Here is a 20,181-nt window from a genome sequence, read left to right as displayed (position 1 = left end):
TAGTTTAAATTTAACAAAGTCTCATTTACTTGCTCTGCGTTTAAATCAAATGTATTTAAAACGTCACGGTTATTTGAATCATTAAATTATAAATTATAAATTTGAAAATTAGCATTGGCTCCCGAAGAAAAAGCACTTTCATACAATACCGTTCATTTTGCAAAATTAGATTCAATTTTAGTCAACCCTATATGATTATCGCCTCCAAACACAATTCCAGTAGTCAAAAATTTAATTGATAAAAATAACATGACAAAATTGATTCTATATCATTACATATTAACGTGAGATCTTAATAATCATTTTTCCAAAATAACTCAACACCACTATCCAGCTCGTTTGTTCCACTATACGTTTTAAGCTCTACATTTTCATTCAACTCTATATTTATCAATCCACTTACATTGGATTGATCTTGAGAGCGTGACGTCCCCAGTTGCACATATACTTTATCATTAATATATTTACCAATTAATAATTGCATCGCGCCATCTATGGTTTGCACATCAATATTATCGACATCTAAAAAATCTGCCGTACTTCTAATAACGTCAAGTTGAGAGCCATTATTTTTAAGGTATGATAACGCTCTGGCTAATCGAATGGCTTGAATAGCGTTGATTTTTTCAACTGTTCGACCAAACATTAATTGCGATATTAATTGATCCTGATCAAACACCGGGTTCGAATTTAATTGAATATCATATCGACCTTCAATTCCTACAACCCTTGCATAATATTCAATCCCTTCACGCTGATGGAATGCATTAATATCGACAAAAATATCATCATTTTCAATGCGAAACACACCTTTTTCAATTTCAAATACTCGGGTAAATAGATCAAACCTTCCATTTAATAAATCAAACTGAGCGGATATATTGGTATTTTCTAAATCACCATTTATTAACGCTTTTCCCGTTAAAGCCATATTCACTCCACGGCCCGAGACTTTAGTTTTTTTATCTGCAAACACCTGAATATCTAGTTTGATATTTTCATAGAAATCAGGCAATAATGCTTCATCATTTAAATGCATTTCAGTTACGATTATTTCTGGCACACCAATAATTTGAATTCGGTCCAAAAATACAGACAACTCTGTCGCATCCAAATTTCCTGACACCAACATTTTTTCAAAATTTCCCTGAGCGTTTAACACCCCATTTAACTTACTATCCACATCAGGGCGATCTATTAACTGAGCATTCACAAATTCCACTTTCAAATTCACATCTTGTAAAATCTCTAAAGCAGTTGAACTTAATTCATTTAATCGAACCTGCCCACTAGCATTAATTCTTCCTCGATTATCCAATTTAGATTTAACATCAAGTGTCATTAAATTATCAATCATTTTGGAGTCAATCGTAAATTGACCAATTGATAATCCCAACTCTTCATTATAATACTTACCTTTTTTAACACCCATTTGACTGTTTATTTGAAATTTAGATTGTTTATTTGAGGCATCTAATGTCAGATCCAAAGCCCCACTTAACCCATCGCCAAACTCTGGAACCAGCTTAGACAAAGACCTTAATTGCCCCTTTAAACCCAACAACACCTCCCAATTAAAATTTTGAGGGCTACTCACCATAACCTCAAAATCCCGATCATGAATCGCTGTTAAATTGATTTGATTTTCTTGATCAATGGTCAAACTTAATGTTTGAAAAATATTCTTATCCTCTGTTTTCACGTTATGCTCAAACAAAAACTCAGAAGGTTTTGCAGTTAATCTCGTGGCTGCCTTAATTGTAGATTGAGTATTTAAATTTAATTGTACATTTGACAACTCACCAAATACTCGCCCCTTCGAAGCTATTTCTCCTTCTACTAAAAACAAAGGTAAATCCAAATTCAAGCGCGATTTAATTATTGGATAAATCGCCCCTACATTTAGATCAAATACATAATTGAAATCTGCTTGTCCTAAAAGTAAATCTTCACTTAGAAAATCATGAACATACTGACCATTTAAAACCACCTCTACATGATCCAACATAGTCAGATGGAATTGATTCACATCCAAAAACTGAGTATTCCATCGACTATCGATTACTAGTTTAATTGGGACGTCTTTTTCTAAACTTAATAATTTCACATTTATTAAAACCGTGGGGTCTGATACTTCTCCACTGACATCAATATTAATATCACCAGTGACTTCGTTAGACTCATAATTTATATAATTATTACTATGTATTTTAATATTTGGGGCTTGAAACGTACCAGTTAACCCTGCAGCCCCACTAACAACCCAATACCAAGGCTGCTGCTCAACCATGCCATAAAACCCTAATATATCAATTACAAAATCTGAATTTATTTGATCAAACTCAATTTGAACATCATTTTCACCATCCAATGAAATTGTACCTTTCGCATTTAAAAACATATCAGTATGCGTAATTTTCAAATTCAAATTATCAATAATGATATTATTTAAATCAATGAAGTCTGTTTGAATCTCAGCCATCACATTTTGAGAATTAATAGTTGTATTGATATTTAAATCAACAGATTTTAATTTAAATAGTTCGTCATCGAAATGTAATTGATATCCCCCCTTGATCTTTGCATTCAGAAAATCTTGATACCCATACACTTCAGACTTTACCCCCCCAACTAACTGATCAATATCCACCCACTTTTGAAATTCTAAATCTGTTAAGGCACGATACACCCAGGGTATTGATTGGATTTTTTGAATATTTAATTTATTTTTGATATCGATTGAGCCATCTAAAAACGAATATTCTCCTTCTATCTTTAAAGTATTCTCATTATTTTTCAATTTGAAAGAATGGAGCGTAATGCTGTTTAAATCTCCAACAGCATTCAAATAAATATCAGCTTGATAAGTCTCATTTTCATATTCGTCAATAACCATTGCATGCAAGTTAGTAATATATTGAAACTGATCAAAGGAATCTAACACATCCAATTGCCCGTCTAACCACCACCTTAAAGATTGTGTATAATGAAAATCATAATCCATAAGTAGGGCTTGAATATCAACTGAATCTACCTTAGTAAAATCAACTACAAAGTCATTTTCACCTTCCAAAGAAAACAATCCTTTTGCTTTTGCTTTTGAATCACCTAATGTTAAATCAGCCTTAAAATTAATGGCATCCATTAGTTCCAAATCAATAAAGTCAGCATTAAAATCTAGTTTATATTGTTTATTATTGTAGATAACCCCTTTTGTTAAGACCTCGATATCATTAAGCATAAATTGTTCGGCATTCATGACAAAATTGGTTTGCCCTAAGTAACTTGCATTTAATACATCATTTGCTGGCAATACATTTTCATAAAACAGCGCCATATTTTCGTCAATCAAAAATATTTTTTGTAGCGCCACATCCGAGACAAACTCGTTGTAAAAAGGCAATGTTTTTAATTGAGTCAGATTAAATTTTGCATCAACATTAAGTGCATCATTAAATATATGATAATGCCCATCGATCATTGTTGTATTTTCTAAATTCTTTAATGTTATTTTCTTAATATTTACTTCATCTAGATTGCCTTCGGCGTTAAAAGAGACATCCAAATATTGTTTTTCATCTATAATTTTTCCTTTAAGATCTGCTGTCCATTTCACACCCAATTCTTTTGAAAAATCAATGTTGGCGGCCATATTGCCTGATGTAAAAAATTGCCCTCGATCAAAGGGCTTTATAATTTCAATCAATTTCAACCCATAGACCAACTCATTAAATGAATGTATATCAAGTGATAAATCCGCCAAACTGTTTTTTAAATCCACACCACCTATTAAATTAGCATTTAAAAAGCTGGATTTAATTTCACTTTTAATAGAATACAAATTAGATGCAATATTATTTACATTAAAATCCAAATACATTGGCTGTTGTTTCAAAAAGCCATCAAGAACAATATTTGTCATAATATTTGGACTAGAAATATTTCCTTTCACTTCCATATCGGCCTGTATTTTTCCAGTAACATCATCCATTTGTACATCAAAATATGGCAATACTGTTTTGACATCTAAAGCATCTACACTCAGCTTAGAATCAACTGTACCACTTTCAAATATTGAGTTTAATATCACGACTGCTTCATTCACTTTTAAATCCATTTTTATTTTTTGATTTTTATTAAAATCTAATGACAGCCAAGCATTCAAATCAAACGATGTATCTAAATCGAAATTATTATATTGAACCTTTGAATCTTTTGAGTAAACTACTATATGAGCAGTATTATTATGATTAAAAACGATACGTCCATTGCTTGTTTGTTTTATATTTTGGTACCCAAATAATTGATCCATTTCTACATCAATTTTAAAATCAAACATTGATTTAATTGACTCATCTTTTTTATTTATTACTGATTGAGAGATATTCGCACTTATGCGCTTATTATCAATCGATACACTTAAATTTGCATTTGGCCAATTTTGATAAGCGTTCCATTTTAGCTCTCCAATAACCTCTAATGATTGATCATTTGTAATGAATTGATCAACTCTTAAACGATCAACATCAATATTAATTGGAAAACTTAGCTCTAGATACTCCGCATATTCTTCCAAACTTTGAAGAGGTTCTGTAGATGGACTATTATTAAAATAATCGTCCAGTGAAAAAGCCCCAACCTCTAATGAAGTGATATGAATTTTTTTAGCAAACAATGACATCCAATTCATTTGAATATTGACGGCCTCTATCATCGCTTCATCATATTTAACAGCTTCAATATTAAATACTGAAAATTTTGGGCTTGAAATATTAGACAATTCAAACTCTGGCAACCATTTATGAGCACCCCATGAAACTACAGATTCTCTCACCGATGAAAGATTCATTAAGCCAATCAACAAAATAACCAGCAAAACAATCATTGAAAACATTACAATCAATATCTGAAATACTATTTTTTTAAGATGTTTTATTTTATTTAAAAACTTCATTAATAAGACTGCCCAATACTTAAATAAAATTGAAATTTTCCTGTATCAACAGTGTATTTTTTAACAGGCACTGCCACATCAATCCGAATAGGGAAAAAAGAAGTGTGATATCTAACCCCTAACCCTACTGCAGAATACAGGTCTGAATTTTTGAACGCTTCCCCTTCTGTGATTAGCTGCCCTGTATCATAAAACGCGACAATTCCAATGGTGTCAGTAAATCGCATTCTTGATTCAAAATTAAACACATTCGATTTAATTCCACCTAAACCCTGTGCATCAATTTTTTGAAAACCAAACCCCCTTAAATTATTCCCCCCCCCTAAAAAAATTCGTTCATCTCTAGGTAACAAATTTGTATCGTTAACTGAAATATAGTGACCTTCATATTTAAAAGCGAAGGTTATAGGAATTGAAAGATCTATTGTAAAGAAGGTTTTACCTTGTATTTGATAATCAATAAATCCAAAGGATTTATGCTGTACATCCCAAACAGGTGTATAACCTACTTGAACATATTGTCCTTGCGTCGTATTTAATGCGTCATTTCTAATATCCCATGTGAGTATATTTGGTAAAAACACCTGATCTAACCTTTGTTGAAATTCATCTATATCTTGAATTTTATTGGACAGTTCGATGGCAGTTTTAAATCTTGTATACTTATCTATTTTTTTAGTTAAACCAATTTGATTAACTAATTCAATAGAAATTTCTTCATTATAATTTTCTCGGTGCAAACGAGTAGAAGCATTAAAACTAGTATTAAAAAAATGAGTTTTGGGTAACGTGATATCCCCCAAAAGGGATTGTTCATAACTACCTATAAATCCATTTATATTTATTTGCTCGCCTTTATTAAATACATTCCTATGTTGCCAACCAGAACTAACATATAACCCCTCTGATGTATTGACTCCCACACCTATTGAAACAGTTTTATGCTTTCGTTCAGTAATATTTAATTTTAATTCTATAATTTGTACACCATCTTGTTGTCGCCTAATGATTTGGGTATTAATTTTCGCAACCAGATTCGTGGCATATAATTTTAACACTGCATTATTAATTGAGGATTTAGTCAAACATTGAGATTTTTTTAATCCCAACTCTTTAATAAACCAAGCTTCCTGAATAGTTTCCAAACCAGTGATACTGACTTTATCAAAATAACTTTGCATGGATTGATCGTGATCAAAACTTACGAACGCTGAGTTTGTTTTTGAATCGATACGTACATCATAATGCAGTTTTCCATCAACAAAACATTGATGCTCATTAATGCCTTCATTAATTAATTCAAATGCATCTAAAATATTTTGTGCCCGTAATATATACCCTTCTTGAATGGGAAGTTGATTAGTATCGATTTTAGACAATTCTAATACATTGTTAAAATCAATGGATTTTATTAAAAACACGTTACCCAATTCAATATTATATTGAATTCTAAACCCTCTTTTTTTAAATAATTCAACTTCACCTTCATCACTTTGTTGAACAAAATCATTAAATTGTTCTAAGGAGGTATCGGCATAAATATCAGAATTTTCATTAATGATATTTACTTCTATAGATGCATTATAAAATCCATAAGCATTCAGTACTTTTTTTAAAATATTTTTTTCATCTTTAATTTGACGACCAACCGACACACTTTGTTTGGGGTCTTTCACCTGAGATCGATAGAAATTCAAATTTCCTGTCATTTTTTTTATTATCGTAGTATCCAATTGTGAATATTGTTCAAATTGAATATTTTTTTTTGTAATTTTATTTAAATCGGCAGAATGTGAAAAACTCAAAAACAAACAACACAGCAGTAATATACCCATTTTTTTTAAAGATACTGCTTTCATGCTTTCATTCACCCTTATTTGAAGCCTTAATCATACCATTAATGGATTATTTTACGCTTAAAAATAATTTCTAAGACTTTTAGACGCCTAATAATATATTTTGACAGGTACAATCACACTGTTAGAATATTTGCTTTCACTATATTTAAGGACGTCAACATGTCAGAAAGCTCAATAGAAATTCTTGGTCAAAAATTAGCCTACCCTAGTACTTAGCAAGGAACGGTATCAGTCACTGTGGTTTGCCTATGTATTGCGTTTTTAGGGTACACATTAGATTCTGAAGAGATCGACTCATATTACAGCTTATTTAATGGAACAACTGATGACGCTTATGATGCATCTGTTGAAGCCACTACAGTATTAAATGAACAGGTTCTGGCTTTACAAGCTAAAATTTTAACCCTAAGTGAAACATCAAATTTAAGTGATGAAGAAAAGACAACACTAACAGAAGAGATGCTAGTGATTTCAACATCCCAAGAAGAAGCCTTAGAAAAACTACAAATGGCTCAGGTTGACCTTCAAACTCAATATAATAAAATCCAAGACCAATTAAGCCCTACACAAGCTAAAGAACATTTCATAAGCATTGATTCACGCAATCAAAAAATAGAAAACCAATTAAAGTTAATTAAAGAACGACCGAAATTTGAATCTTTAAAATCTAAACCTTAACCTGCTTGTTTTTTATTTTCTTATTCTATTTATTCCACAAAAAAGCCCCGACCAATTTCTTGATCAGGGCTTTTCAATAAGTTAAATATTAACCCATTGTTACCACAACTTTATGCGTACCTGAGAAAGTAGCGAAATCAATGATATTACCTTCAATTGCATTACCATCTACTTCAATGCTAACCACCCCTTTGCTTACGCCATTCGGGTTGTTGATTGTGATGTCATAAGACGCGCCACGGAAATTACGTTTCACGTTGTATGTTGTCCAATCAGTTGGGATACAAGGCTCAATTAATAAACCTGAGTAATCCGGCATAATACCTAAGATGTACTGAGTCGCTGTATAGAAAGACCAAGCAGCCGCACCGGTTAACCAAGAGTTTTTCGCTTCACCAGGAATCGCAGCATCTTTACCCGCGATCATTTGGCTGTAGCAGTATGGCTCAGTTTTATGTTTAGCCATATCTTGTGGACGGAACAATGGAGTGAAACGTGAGAAGTAATCAAATGCTTGATCACCACGGCCAGCCATTGTTTCAGCGACAACAATCCAAGGGTTGTTGTGCGTGAAGATACCTGCGTTTTCTTTGTAGCCTTGTGGGTAAGAAGTGATCTCACCGATAAACTTGTTGTATTCACTGAACGGAGGGTTGTTTAACACAATACCGTGCTCAGCTAATAACATGCTGTTTACAGAATCAAGGGCTTGAATTGCACGTCCATCATCATAACCGATGCCGGCCATCAAACAGAAACCTTGAGATTCGATGAAGATCTTGCCTTCTTCATTTTCGTTAGAACCGATTTTTTCGCCACGTGAATCGTATGCACGAATAAACCATTCCCCATCCCAACCGTGTTGATCAACAGTAGCAACCATTTTAGCCACTTCAGCACGAGCACGAGCTGCTTCATCAGTTAAACCACGTAGATCACAAATACGTGCGTATTCGTTACCGTAAAGTACAAACTGACCAGCAATCATTACTGACTCAGCAACTTTTGAGTCGCCACGTTGAGTCGTTTGGTAAGATTCGTTTGGCTCAGTCGAGAAACAGTTAAGGTTCAAACAGTCATTCCAGTCAGCACGACCAATTAATGGTAAACCGTGAGGTCCCAAGTTATTGATTACGTGATTGAAAGAAGCCGTTAAGTGATCAAAATGGATGTTTTTAACATCAGGTGTATCTTCAAACGCAAGCTCTTGATCAAGAATTGACGTATCGCCCGTTTCTTTGATGTAGTTTGCTGTTGAAAGTACTAGCCACATTGGATCATCGTTGAAGTTACCACCAACGTTTGCGTTACCTTTTTTAGTTAACGGCTGATACTGGTGATAAGCGGAACCATCTGACATTTGAATAGCAGAAAGATCCAAAATACGCTGACGTACTTCACCTGGTACCATGTGAGTAAAACCAATTGTATCTTGGTTAGAATCACGAAAGCCCATGCCACGGCCAATACCTGATTCGTAGAACGAAGCAGAACGTGACAAGTTAAATGTTGTCATGTTTTGGTATTGGTTCCAGATGTTCAAAGAACGGTTTAAGCTATCACTTGGAGTATCTACTACGATATTTTCTAATAAACCTGTCCAGTAAGCTTCTAATTTAGCCAATTCGTTTTCGAATTTTTCATCTGTATCGAATTGCTCTTGGAATGCCCAAGTTGGCTTTTTATTGATAACCGCTTTTGATTCCCACTTATCTTCAGGTTCAACTTCAACATAACCTAATACGTAGATTAAGCTGACTGTTTCGCCAGGAGCAAGCTCAAGTTTATTGTGGTGAGATGCGATTGGAGACCAACCGTGAGCAATTTTGTTTGTTGATTGAGCATCAGCAACCACTTTAGGGTTTGCAAAGCTGTTGTACGTACCAATGAAATCTTGACGGTCTGTATCAAACCCATCGATATCACGGTTACAGCTGTAGAACGCGTAATGGTTACGACGTTCACGGAATTCAGTTTTATGGAAGATGGTGTTCTTCTCAACTTCAACTTCACCTGTAGAAAGGTTACGTTGGAAGTTTGCACCGTCGTCTTCAGCATTCCACAAACACCATTCGATGAAAGAGAACGAATCAACGGTTTTAGCCACATCGTTGTTGTTAGTGATTTGCAAGCGGTGTACTTCACCGGTTGTTTTTAATGGGACAAAAGATGTCAATGTTGACTCGATGCCATTTTTTTCAACGTTGAATTTAGAGTAACCCATGCCGTGACGACATTCGTATTTATCCAATTTAGTATCAACTGGACGACCACCTGCAGCCCATGTTTCACCGTCTACATTGAAGTAGAAGTAACGTCCGCCTGAATCGGCTGGAATGTTATTGTAACGGTAACGAGTAAGACGACGGAATTTTGGATCACGGTAAAAGCAGTAACCGCCGGCTGTGTTAGACATTAACGCGTAAAAACCATCGTTGCCTAAGTAGTTAATCCAAGGTGTTGGTGTGTAGGGAGTCGTGATCACAAACTCTCGGTTTGCGTCGTCAAAGTAACCGTATTCATTCTCTTGCATTACAGATTTCCTCAAATGCTGGGTTTGGTTAAAAAATATATACAAAACAAGTATTTAAATTTTGTCTAATTTTCGCATATAAAAAATTGTGCACCTTTATATAGAAATATGGCAAAAAATCAACTTTTTTCGACATATATCACAGTTTAATATTTTCAATAAAGATGCAATTAGGTGATTATTTTAGCTAAAAACGATGGTTTTATTACCATGTACTATCACTCTATCCTGTAAATGCCAACGCAATCCTCTTGCAAGGACACTTCGTTCGACATCCTTACCAAGACGCACCATTTCCTCAACGGTATCTCGATGTGAAATGCGTGCAACATCTTGATCTATAATCGGGCCTGCATCTAATTGTTCAGTCACATAATGGCAGGTTGCACCAATTAACTTCACACCACGTTCATAGGCCTGATGATACGGCTTTGCCCCTACAAATGATGGTAAAAAACTATGATGGATATTAATAATCTGCCCTTCATACTTTTTACAAACGGTTTCAGGCAAAATTTGCATATAACGAGCTAACACGATCGTTTGAGCTTGATATTGATCAATCAATTTCGATACTTCATCAAAATGCGGCTGTTTGTTTTTTGGATCAACAGGCACATGATGGAAATGTAATCCATACCAATTGACCTGTTCTTCTAAATCATTGTGGTTTGAAATCACAGCACAAATTTCACAATCTAACTCCCCGTTGTGCCAGCGATTTAATAAATCCGCCAAACAATGATTTTGCTTACTTACCATTAAAATCACTTTAGGCTTGATTCTTGAATCCGTAATTTGCCATTTCATATTTAATGATTGAGCAATAGGATTAAACGCGTCACAAAAGGTGTTTAAATCAAAGGGGATAGAATCCGCCTTGATTTCATTTCGCATAAAAAACCAACCACTGTTTAAATCAGCATGATGATTTGCTTCAGTAATAGTGCCATTATATTGAGCTAAAAATTGACTAACCTTAGCCACAATGCCCACTGCATCAGGGCAAGAGATGGTTAAACGATATACAGGTTCCATATGATTCCTAGAATTTAAACGACGTTTAAGTGAGTTTTTATAAAATTTCTTCACAATTGTTTACATAATGATATAAGATGTGCGCCCGCTTGATAAGCGCAATCTTTATTGGAACAAGTTTTTCACCATTTTATATAAAATTGGTCTAAACTTTGTCCATTAAATTTCAAACGCCACGGTATTGCTTTGCAGCTACCCCGATTTGGCGTCATTTATATAGGAAACAAGCGATGCTAACAAAAGAACAATTACTCGCAATGTCAGAAGATGACTACATGAACGATGAGCAGCATGAGTATTTTAAACATTTACTTTTAACGGAAGCTCAAGACATTAAAGATCACTTAAAAGAAGCACGTGAAAATTTATCCTCTCAATCTTATGAAGCTGACGAACTAGACAAAGCGGCTCAAGAAGAAGATCGTCGCTTACAATTACGATTTTTAGATCGACAAACTAAATTACTGCCTAAAATCGAACAAGCCATTGCACGTATTGAGCATGATGATTTTGGTTACTGCGAAATTACTGGCGACCCTATTGGGGTTCAACGCTTATTATTACGCCCTACTGCCACGTTATGTGCTGAAGAAAAACAACGCCAAGAGATGAAAGAAAAAAGTTACAGAGACGCTTAATACTTAATTCTTTTTAATAACCGCAATCAATTGCGGTTTTTTTTGACCCATCGCTTTTGTTTGAACATAAAAAAACCGACACTTTCGCATCGGTTTTTTAAAGGCAACACTTATGACTTATTCACGATCTAAAGGTGAACGACCTTTTAAAGCAGCCAAACGTAAACGCAATGAATTTAATTTAATAAACCCTTCTGCATCTTTTTGATCATAAGATCCACCATCATCTTCAAATGTCGCAATGCTTTCATCAAATAATGTATCATCGGATTTACGACCAACAACGCTCACATTCCCTTTGTATAATTTCACTTTAACCGTACCATTAACAAATTCTTGAGACTCATCTATCATAGATTGCAACATACGACGCTCTGGTGACCACCAGTAACCGTTATAAATTAACTCAGCATACTTTGGCATCAAACTGTCTTTTAAATGCGCCACTTCACGATCTAATGTGATCGATTCAATTGCGCGATGCGCTCGCATCATAATCGTGCCACCCGGTGTTTCATAACAACCACGCGCTTTCATACCCACATAGCGATTTTCTACGATATCAACTCGACCAATACCGTTTTCACCACCCACTTTATTCAAATATTCAAGCACAGTTGCAGGGCTCATTTTTTCGCCATTTAATGCAACAATATCACCTTTAACATATTCAATTTCTAAATATGTTGCGACATCTGGTGCGTTTTCAGGACTAACAGACCATAACCACATATCTTCTTCAGGCTCACTCCAAGGATCTTCTAAAATATCCCCTTCATAAGAAATGTGTAATAAGTTTGCATCCATTGAGTAAGGAGATTTTTTGCCTTTTTTCTTTTCAACTTCAATACCGTGTTGATCACAGTACGCCATTAAACTCTCACGACTGGTTAAGTCCCATTCACGCCAAGGCGCAATCACTTGAACGCCAGGCTTAAGTGCATATGCACCTAATTCAAAACGCACTTGATCATTACCCTTACCCGTTGCTCCGTGAGCAATGGCATCTGCGCCGGTTTCGTTTGCAATCTCAATTAATCGCTTGGAAATTAAAGGGCGGGCAATAGACGTACCTAATAAATATTCACCTTCGTAAATTGCATTCGCGCGAAACATGGGGAAAACAAAATCACGAACAAATTCTTCACGTAAATCATCGATGTAGATTTCTTTAATGCCTAATGCTTGTGCTTTTGCACGAGCTGGCTCTACTTCTTCACCTTGACCTAAATCCGCTGTAAAAGTTACCACTTCACAGTTGTATGTTTCAGTAATCCATTTAGCAATCACCGATGTATCTAAACCACCAGAATACGCTAACACTACTTTTTTGATATCCGACATGTGTACTCCACAGCAACAATTTTAAAGGGGCAAATTATAGAAGAATTCAGAATCAATAGCGAGTGCTTTACCTAAGGCTTAACAATACATTTTCGAACAATTTTATGACATTCACACAAATTTTCTTGAAAAGTTATGGACTACATCACATTGTGCAGTAATACACATACTATGAATTTATATAATAATTATAATGCTCAAAATTAGTAAAATGATCGATTAGGGACTAAATTGATTCACCAATGTTCAATTTTTTATAACATCGATCTAAAACGACCCACACTGGAGAATAAAAATGAATAAAAAATTAGGCCTTAGTATTTTGACCCTTTCTGTAGCTACTGCTTTTTCTAGTTGCTTGCCTGTAGAAGAAGAGGAGATGGAAAACAACACCAACACATCACTAACATATGATCAGTTATTAGCCACAGTAGGACAAGATATTAGGATGAATCTAGGTTGTACAGATTCTGGCTGCCATGCAAATGGTGAAACTATCCCAGCATTAACTTTTTCATCCACAACTGATTCTGCTATTGAAAGCAGTATAGCTAGTTACATTTCTAGTGATTTTTCTGGAAATTCCGCACTAATTAAAAGTAAACCAGCTGGAACTGCGCACATTGGTGGTAATATTTGGAATGATTTTGCAAGTTCAAAAACAAATTACGAAGATTTAGTTGAACAAATATCTGAAAATGTTTTAGATGATATGACAACATCAGTTACAACTTTAGTTAATGCATCAAATTGCACAACTTGCCACAACACGGCAGATAACGGTTTATCTGGTGACGCAACTTTAGCCTTTGGAGCTACAGCAACAAACGCAAGTGTAACAACCACTTTACAAAGCGCAATTAACAGCTCATCTCGAGACATTAGCACTTACCCTACTAATCCAGATCATGGTGGTGATGGATACTTCACATGGGATTCTGCAGATCAAGCAACTTGGGCAAACTTAGTTAACGCACTTTAATTTTCCCAAAACAAAAAAACCAGCTAATTAGCTGGTTTTTTTATGCCTATCAAATAATTAATTATTTGAATGCAATTCAGAGTTTAATTCAATTGCCGATTTATTAGTCAAACACTGAACCTGCCCTGTTAACGAGTTGCGAATAAACAATAAGTCACTTTTACCCGCTAATTCACGGGCTTTAACAGTTTCAACTTCTTTACGATCTGCATCTAACATCGCCACCTTAGTGCCAGCAGTGATGTACAAACCCGCTTCAATCGTGCAACGATCACCAAGTGGAATACCTGTACCGGCATTTGCTCCTAATAAACAATTCTCGCCCAATGAAACTACAATTGAACCACCTCCTGACAATGTACCTAAAATAGACGCGCCGCCGCCGATATCAGAATTATCACCTACTACGACACCCGCAGAGATACGACCTTCAACCATTGATACACCCGTTGTACCCGCATTGAAGTTAACAAACCCTTCATGCATGATCGTTGTGCCTTCACCAATGTGCGCACCTAAACGTACACGAGCAGTATGAGCTATACGCACACCTGTTGGTACGACGTAGTTAGTCATTTTTGGAAATTTATCCACGCAATCAACCGTTAAGGTTTCGCCATTTAAGCGAGCATCCATTTGACGCTCTGCTAATTCTGGTAAGTCGATTGGGCCTTTATTTGTCCAAGCAATGTTATGCAACAAACCAAAAATACCATCTAATACTGTACCGTGTGGTTTAACCAAACGATGAGAAATTAACTGCAACTTTAAAAAACCTTCAGAGATAGAGCTTGGCTTTTCATCTGTAGCTAACACCACTAATACTAAAGAAGCATTTGATGTTGATGCTTTTTTTGCAAAACGTTGATTGATTAAATCTTCAAATGCCGCTGCCAATTCACCTGCTTGCGTATTTGAAATTTCAATATCAGCATTACCTGATGTATAACCTGAAACAGCAGATACTTTACTGATTAACTCAGCAGAAGGATTTAATAATGGCGCTGGAAAATAAGCTTCAATAATTTTACCGTCTTTATTTTTTGTGGTGGTTCCCAGCGCTAATGCGTAACTCATAATTTTTTCCTGTGTTTAAATGTTATAAGCTTTCAACAAATGCATTAAATGCAGAATATTGAAAACCGACTAATGTTTTTTCACCGTTACTAAAAATTGGTCGCTTGATCATTGAGGAATGCTCCGTCAATAAAGCAAGTGCTTTTTGTGCATCGATATTTTCTTTATCTTCTTTTTCTAATTTTCTAAACGTCGTACCACGTTTATTTAATATTTCTTCCCAACCAAACTGTGCAATCCACTGCTTTAATAATTCAACAGGCACATCGTTGGTTTTATAATCATAAAATTCAAATGCCACTTCTTGCGCTTCCATATATTTTTTGGCTTTTTTAATGGTGTCGCAATTATTGATTCCGTACATAATTAAACTCATTTGTATTCCTCTTTTATAAAATTGACAATTCGATTTGCAGCTTCTAGACACTCATTTTCAGTGGCAACTAATGCGATTCGAACAAAATTTTGACCAGGATTTACCCCATTTACTTCACGGGCTAAATATTCACCCGGTAACACTTTTACATTTTGGCTTTCTAATAATTTTTTAGCAAACACAGTGCCTTTTTCAGGAGTTGGCAACCAAAAATAAAAACTCGCATCAGGCATTTTTAATGGTAAATATTCAGATACAATTTCATAAAATGATTTAAATTTATTTTGGTATAAATCTCTATTTTCTTGCACATGGGCTTCATCTGACCATGCAGCAATACTTGCAACTTGATTAGTTAAGCTCATGGCACAACCATGATAGGTTCGATACAACTTAAAGCCTTGAATAATCTGTGCATCACCTGCTACAAACCCAGAGCGCAAACCCGGTAAGTTAGATCGCTTTGAAAGTGAGTGAAACACAATGGCATTTTTATAATCATCTCGACCTAATTTTGCACATGCCTCCAACAAACCAATTGGGGCATCTTCAAAATAAATTTCGCTGTAACATTCATCGCTGGCAATAATAAAATCGTATTGATCAGACAATTCTAATAATTGTCTTAATTGATCAAACCCCACAACTGCTCCGGTTGGATTCCCTGGTGAACATAAAAATACGATTTGCGTTTTTTGCCATACTGACTCATCAATATTTGAAAAATCCGCTAAAAATGTGTCTTTATCTAAATCGACAAAATAAGGTTCAGCGCCTGCTAAAATAGCCGCACCTTCGTATATTTGATAAAAAGGATTAGGGGTTAGCACATAAGGTTTTTCTTTATTGGTGTCATCAAACATAGCTTGGGTAAAAGCAAACAATGCTTCACGTGTGCCATTACATGAAATCACTTGAGTATCAGGGTTAACCTGCCCTAAAGAAAACCGTGTTTTAAGCCAAGTCGCAACACACGATCTTAATTCAGCAGTGCCAGCAGTAGCAGGATAATTCGCTAATTTGGAATTATTGTCATTAAAACATTCCAAAACAAATTCTGGACTTTTATGTTTTGGTTCTCCAACAGTTAATGCAATTAAGTCCAACTCTGAATTAGGTTTAACGGCTGAAAATAATTTCGCTAGCTTTTCAAAGGGATATGGTTGTAATAATTTTAATTTAGGATTCATATGGATTAGGATTCTTTATCTAACGCAGCTTTAAGCTTGATGCATAATTGATTAATAAGGTTCTGATCTTCAATTGGTTTTCTATCACGAGTTTGGACAAAGAAAATATCTTCAACCCGCTCACCTAAGGTGGCAATTCGAGCATTTAAAATTTGGATATCTAATTCATTTAAAATTCGCCCGCATGTAGCTAATAATCCTGGGCGATCTGAACTGGTCACTTCTAAAATACTTCGATTATTCTCTTCATCTACCGAGTGAGACACAATCGTTTCTACAGCAAAAATCTTTTTAGCACGACTGATTCTTTTAATTTGACGATTCACTTCGTCGGGATTTTGAATGGCCATTAACAACTTAAACTGAATGTCTCGTACTCGATCAAAATCATCGCCTATACTTTCTCCATTTTCGTCTAATACAATAAATGTATCCAATGAGAAATCTGAGGATGTGGATGTGATGATTCTTGCATCTTGAATACTTAAATTTAAATTCGATAATGTTGTAGCGATATCCGTAAATAATTGATCTCGATCGGGTGCATAAACGAATATTTGCGTGGCACCACTAAAGTGCGATCCATGCATTTCTTTAATTAATACTTTGGGATTATTTAAACCTGACGAATTTATTTCTTTAAAATGCCATGCTATATTTTCAGGTGATTCACGTAAAAAATAATCATCACCTGGATTATCCCAAAAATCACGAACTGACGCTTCATCGAACCCATCATCTATAAGGATTTTTATTGCACGCTGCTTACATTGTTCGATGACTTCCTGTCGATCAAGCATATTATCTAACCCCCGACGAAGTGCTCGATAGGTTTCATTAAATAGTTTTCTTAATAACTCAGCACGCCACGCATTCCATAAATCAGGGTTAGTTGCACTAATATCAGCCACAGTCAAAATAAATAGATATTGAAGTCTTGTAATGCTGCCTACCTCTCTTGCGAAGTCTGCAATCACTTCTGGATCTGAAATATCTTTTCGTTGAGAAGTTAATGACATCAATAAATGATTTTTTACTAACCATCCTGCTAAACTCGTATCATCTGTATTAAACCCGTGAGATTGGCAAAATTCGATGACAAATTTTTCACCAATGATACTATGATTGCCTCCTTGACCTTTTCCAAGATCATGAAACAAAGCTGCAATTATTAATACATACACTCGATCAATTCGATGATACACAGCTGTGGCTGTTGGAAATTTTTCTGTGTTTTCAATATGGCGAAATTTCCTAATATTTCGAATGGTGAGCAAAGTATGGGCATCTACTGTATAAATATGAAATAAATCATACTGCATCTGACCAATTACCCGGCCAAATTCAGTGAGGTATTTCCCTAAAACACCCAATCGATCCATTCTTCTTAAACTTGATGATGTACCAAGATAAGAACATAACACCTGTTTAAATAATGATTTATTTTTTTCTGACTGTCTAAATTCATCATCTATTAAATCTAAGTTTTGATGTATGACTCTTCGGGTATGAGAATGTATTCCATTTAAAGTCGGGTCATCACATAGCATTACAAAAATTTCTAATATTAAAGAAGGCTCATCCAACAGGGTTTGCTCATCTTTAAAATCAATTAAGTTATTACGACGGTTTACTTTTTTGTTTATAGGAATTAAAGATAAGGTAGGGTCTATTTTTAAAATAGCTTCTTCAAAATGTTGCAATAAAATTTCATTCAACTCTGAAACTTTACCAACACATCGATAGTATTCTTTCATTAATTGCTCTACAGCTAAAAGATTTTCACTATCTATTAACCCTAAAACCTCAGCAACTTTTTCTTGCAAATCAAATAATAAACGGTCTTCTTCTTTTTTTGTGATGCGATGTAATTGATATCGAATTTTCCACAAAAAATTCTGACAATCTAATAAAGTTGTCAGTTCTTCTTCAGTTAAAAAACCGCAGGAAACTAGATTTTCAAGATGATTATCATCAAAGTGTCGCTTTGCTACCCAGCCAATGGTTTGGATATCACGCAACCCACCGACTCCCGTTTTGACGTTTGGTTCTAAACTAAAATCGGTATCTTCCCATTTTGCATGTCGCGCTTTTTGTTCTTTTACTTTTTCATAAAAAAAAGTTTCACTATCACATATATCATCATCACGCATTCTTGTTCGTAGACGGGCAAATAAAGCGTGATTACCTACAATTAACCTAGTTTCCAATAAATTGGTCGTAATTGTAATGTCATTTGAAGCTTCACGTTCACAGTCGCTGAAAGTACGAACACTTGAACCGATGTCCAATCCTATATCCCAAAGCTGCATTAAGAATTGTTCAATTTTACTTTTGTATTGCTCTATTACCGCTTCGTCTTCAAATAATAATAACAAATCAATATCGGATTTAGGCAACATTTCACAACGACCATAACCACCTACGGCAATTAAGCACACTTCTTGGTTATTAATAAACGACAACCAAATATGAGTGATTAATTTATCAAGGGCATTACTTCGTGCGTATACTATTTGATCAATTTGAGATAAAGGGTCAAAAACAGATTCAAGTTCAAGATCTAATTGTTTTAATGCTTCTTTATAAGTAACAATTGGAGATCGACCAGATTCAAGTTGAGACTTGATCATGTCGATATTTAAAATAGAAGGAGGTAAAGAAAAATCATCCGATTCGCTAGAGGAAGTTTCGTTTTTCATTTATAACTCGATCGTGTCATTTTGACGAAGGGTTAAAATTTCTACCCCATCTTTTGTCACTAATAATGTATGTTCATATTGTGCAGAGTTTTTACGATCTTTTGTCACAACCGTCCACTCATCACCCAGAACTTTACATTCACGTTTACCCGCATTAATCATTGGCTCAATTGTAAATGTCATGCCTTCTTTTAACTCAACACCCGTGCCTGCTTTACCATAGTGCAAAACCTGTGGCTCTTCATGAAACACTTTACCAATACCATGACCGCAATATTCACGTACGACAGTGTAATAATTTTTTTCAGCATGTTGCTGGATAACGGCACCTATATCGCCTAAACGCGCACCTGGCTTAACCAGCTTAATAGCTTTATATAAGCATTCTTGGGTAATACGACATAATCTTTTTGTATGCTCAGGGACATCCCCAACAAAAAACATTTCGCTGGTATCGCCATGATAACCATCTTTAATTACGGTGATATCAATATTTACGATATCTCCTTTTTTAAGCACTTTGTCATCACTTGGAATCCCGTGACAAATCACTTGGTTAACCGAAGTACAAATGGATTTCGGAAATCCATGATAATTCAAAGGAGCAGGAATACTGTTTTGAACATTTACCATATAATCGTGACAGATTTCATTCAGTTTTCCAGTTGTGACTCCAGGTACGACAAATGGGGCAATCATTTCTAACACTTGCGCCGCTAGTTTGCCTGCAACTCGCATTTTTTCTATTTCTTCTGGGGTTTTGATGGAAATTGTCATATACGCACACATTTATTTTAAAGGTTGGAATTT

Annotated in this window: 13 protein-coding genes; 3 read left to right on the top strand and 10 right to left on the bottom strand. The window is 35.0% G+C overall.

Translation table 11 applies throughout. The annotated features are described in order from the left end of the window. Window positions 1-292: 292 nt before the first annotated feature. The gene (locus tag TYM08_RS08660; protein ID WP_422382577.1) at window positions 293-4,954 is read right to left on the bottom strand and encodes a translocation/assembly module TamB domain-containing protein; all 4,662 of its coding nucleotides are present in this window, start codon (window positions 4,952-4,954) and stop codon (window positions 293-295) included. Beyond that, window positions 4,954-6,813, bottom strand: coding sequence for an autotransporter assembly complex protein TamA (locus tag TYM08_RS08655; protein WP_422382576.1), 1,860 nt, complete (start codon window positions 6,811-6,813; stop codon window positions 4,954-4,956). The genes TYM08_RS08660 and TYM08_RS08655 overlap by 1 nt, the downstream gene beginning before the upstream one ends. A gap of 237 nt (window positions 6,814-7,050) precedes the next feature. Here TYM08_RS08655 and TYM08_RS08650 point away from each other — a divergent pair, with 237 nt between their 5' ends. Continuing rightward, window positions 7,051-7,491, top strand: a complete 441-nt coding sequence (locus tag TYM08_RS08650) for a hypothetical protein (protein ID WP_422382575.1) — start codon at window positions 7,051-7,053, stop codon at window positions 7,489-7,491. 88 nt (window positions 7,492-7,579) lie between these two features. Here the strand turns inward: TYM08_RS08650 and TYM08_RS08645 are convergent, their stop codons facing one another. Both TYM08_RS08645 and purU read right to left on the bottom strand, forming a co-directional pair. Then, window positions 7,580-10,024 (bottom strand): GH36-type glycosyl hydrolase domain-containing protein, encoded by a 2,445-nt coding sequence (locus TYM08_RS08645; protein ID WP_422382574.1) that lies wholly within the window; start codon window positions 10,022-10,024, stop codon window positions 7,580-7,582. Window positions 10,025-10,207: 183 nt separating this feature from the next. Further along, window positions 10,208-11,062 carry a formyltetrahydrofolate deformylase gene (gene purU, locus TYM08_RS08640; RefSeq protein ID WP_422382573.1) on the bottom strand — a complete coding sequence of 285 codons (855 nt, stop codon included), beginning with the start codon at window positions 11,060-11,062 and terminating at the stop codon, window positions 10,208-10,210. Window positions 11,063-11,292: 230 nt separating this feature from the next. Here purU and dksA point away from each other — a divergent pair, with 230 nt between their 5' ends. Beyond that, window positions 11,293-11,700, top strand: coding sequence for an RNA polymerase-binding protein DksA (gene dksA, locus TYM08_RS08635; protein ID WP_422382572.1), 408 nt, complete (start codon window positions 11,293-11,295; stop codon window positions 11,698-11,700). A 117-nt stretch (window positions 11,701-11,817) separates the two neighbouring features. On the opposite strand, the gene TYM08_RS08630 is transcribed toward dksA, so the two are convergent. Then, window positions 11,818-13,044 (bottom strand): argininosuccinate synthase, encoded by a 1,227-nt coding sequence (locus tag TYM08_RS08630; RefSeq protein WP_422382571.1) that lies wholly within the window; start codon window positions 13,042-13,044, stop codon window positions 11,818-11,820. 295 nt (window positions 13,045-13,339) lie between these two features. On the opposite strand from TYM08_RS08630, the gene TYM08_RS08625 reads away from it, so the two are divergent. After that, window positions 13,340-14,026: a hypothetical protein gene (locus TYM08_RS08625; protein ID WP_422382570.1), complete on the top strand. Its 687-nt coding sequence runs from the start codon at window positions 13,340-13,342 to the stop codon at window positions 14,024-14,026. A 57-nt stretch (window positions 14,027-14,083) separates the two neighbouring features. Here the strand turns inward: TYM08_RS08625 and dapD are convergent, their stop codons facing one another. From dapD to map, 5 genes are read right to left on the bottom strand one after another with little or no spacing between them, the layout of a single operon-like run. Then, window positions 14,084-15,103 (bottom strand): 2,3,4,5-tetrahydropyridine-2,6-dicarboxylate N-succinyltransferase, encoded by a 1,020-nt coding sequence (dapD, locus tag TYM08_RS08620; RefSeq protein WP_422382569.1) that lies wholly within the window; start codon window positions 15,101-15,103, stop codon window positions 14,084-14,086. 22 nt (window positions 15,104-15,125) lie between these two features. After that, window positions 15,126-15,479, bottom strand: coding sequence for an ArsC family reductase (locus TYM08_RS08615; RefSeq protein WP_422382568.1), 354 nt, complete (start codon window positions 15,477-15,479; stop codon window positions 15,126-15,128). Continuing rightward, entirely contained in the window at window positions 15,476-16,669 is a 1,194-nt protein-coding gene (gene dapC, locus TYM08_RS08610) for a succinyldiaminopimelate transaminase (protein WP_422382567.1), read from the bottom strand. Before dapC ends, TYM08_RS08615 begins: the two co-directional genes overlap by 4 nt. A gap of 5 nt (window positions 16,670-16,674) precedes the next feature. Beyond that, window positions 16,675-19,371: a [protein-PII] uridylyltransferase gene (glnD, locus tag TYM08_RS08605; protein WP_422382566.1), complete on the bottom strand. Its 2,697-nt coding sequence runs from the start codon at window positions 19,369-19,371 to the stop codon at window positions 16,675-16,677. Further along, window positions 19,372-20,148, bottom strand: a complete 777-nt coding sequence (map, locus tag TYM08_RS08600; protein WP_422382565.1) for a type I methionyl aminopeptidase — start codon at window positions 20,146-20,148, stop codon at window positions 19,372-19,374. Between the last annotated feature and the right edge of the window lie 33 nt (window positions 20,149-20,181).

It is taken from the genome of Marinicellulosiphila megalodicopiae, from assembly GCF_045862395.1.
Lineage (GTDB): Bacteria > Pseudomonadota > Gammaproteobacteria > Pseudomonadales > Natronospirillaceae > Marinicellulosiphila > Marinicellulosiphila megalodicopiae.
Note: the sequence above shows the minus strand (reverse complement) of the source record. Positions and strands in the feature narration are given on the sequence as shown.

Bases quoted from the DNA above. Each gene is read 5' to 3' on its own strand.
- purU (WP_422382573.1), bottom strand. From the start codon at position 11,062: ATGGAACCTGTATATCGTTTAACCATCTCTTGCCCTGATGCAGTGGGC.
- TYM08_RS08615 (WP_422382568.1), bottom strand. From the start codon at position 15,479: ATGAGTTTAATTATGTACGGAATCAATAATTGCGACACCATTAAAAAA.
- map (WP_422382565.1), bottom strand. From the start codon at position 20,148: ATGACAATTTCCATCAAAACCCCAGAAGAAATAGAAAAAATGCGAGTT.
- TYM08_RS08645 (WP_422382574.1), bottom strand. From the start codon at position 10,024: ATGCAAGAGAATGAATACGGTTACTTTGACGACGCAAACCGAGAGTTT.
- TYM08_RS08630 (WP_422382571.1), bottom strand. From the start codon at position 13,044: ATGTCGGATATCAAAAAAGTAGTGTTAGCGTATTCTGGTGGTTTAGAT.
- dapD (WP_422382569.1), bottom strand. From the start codon at position 15,103: ATGAGTTACGCATTAGCGCTGGGAACCACCACAAAAAATAAAGACGGT.
- dapC (WP_422382567.1), bottom strand. From the start codon at position 16,669: ATGAATCCTAAATTAAAATTATTACAACCATATCCCTTTGAAAAGCTA.
- TYM08_RS08625 (WP_422382570.1), top strand. From the start codon at position 13,340: ATGAATAAAAAATTAGGCCTTAGTATTTTGACCCTTTCTGTAGCTACT.
- TYM08_RS08660 (WP_422382577.1), bottom strand. From the start codon at position 4,954: ATGAAGTTTTTAAATAAAATAAAACATCTTAAAAAAATAGTATTTCAG.
- glnD (WP_422382566.1), bottom strand. From the start codon at position 19,371: ATGAAAAACGAAACTTCCTCTAGCGAATCGGATGATTTTTCTTTACCT.
- dksA (WP_422382572.1), top strand. From the start codon at position 11,293: ATGCTAACAAAAGAACAATTACTCGCAATGTCAGAAGATGACTACATG.
- TYM08_RS08655 (WP_422382576.1), bottom strand. From the start codon at position 6,813: ATGAAAGCAGTATCTTTAAAAAAAATGGGTATATTACTGCTGTGTTGT.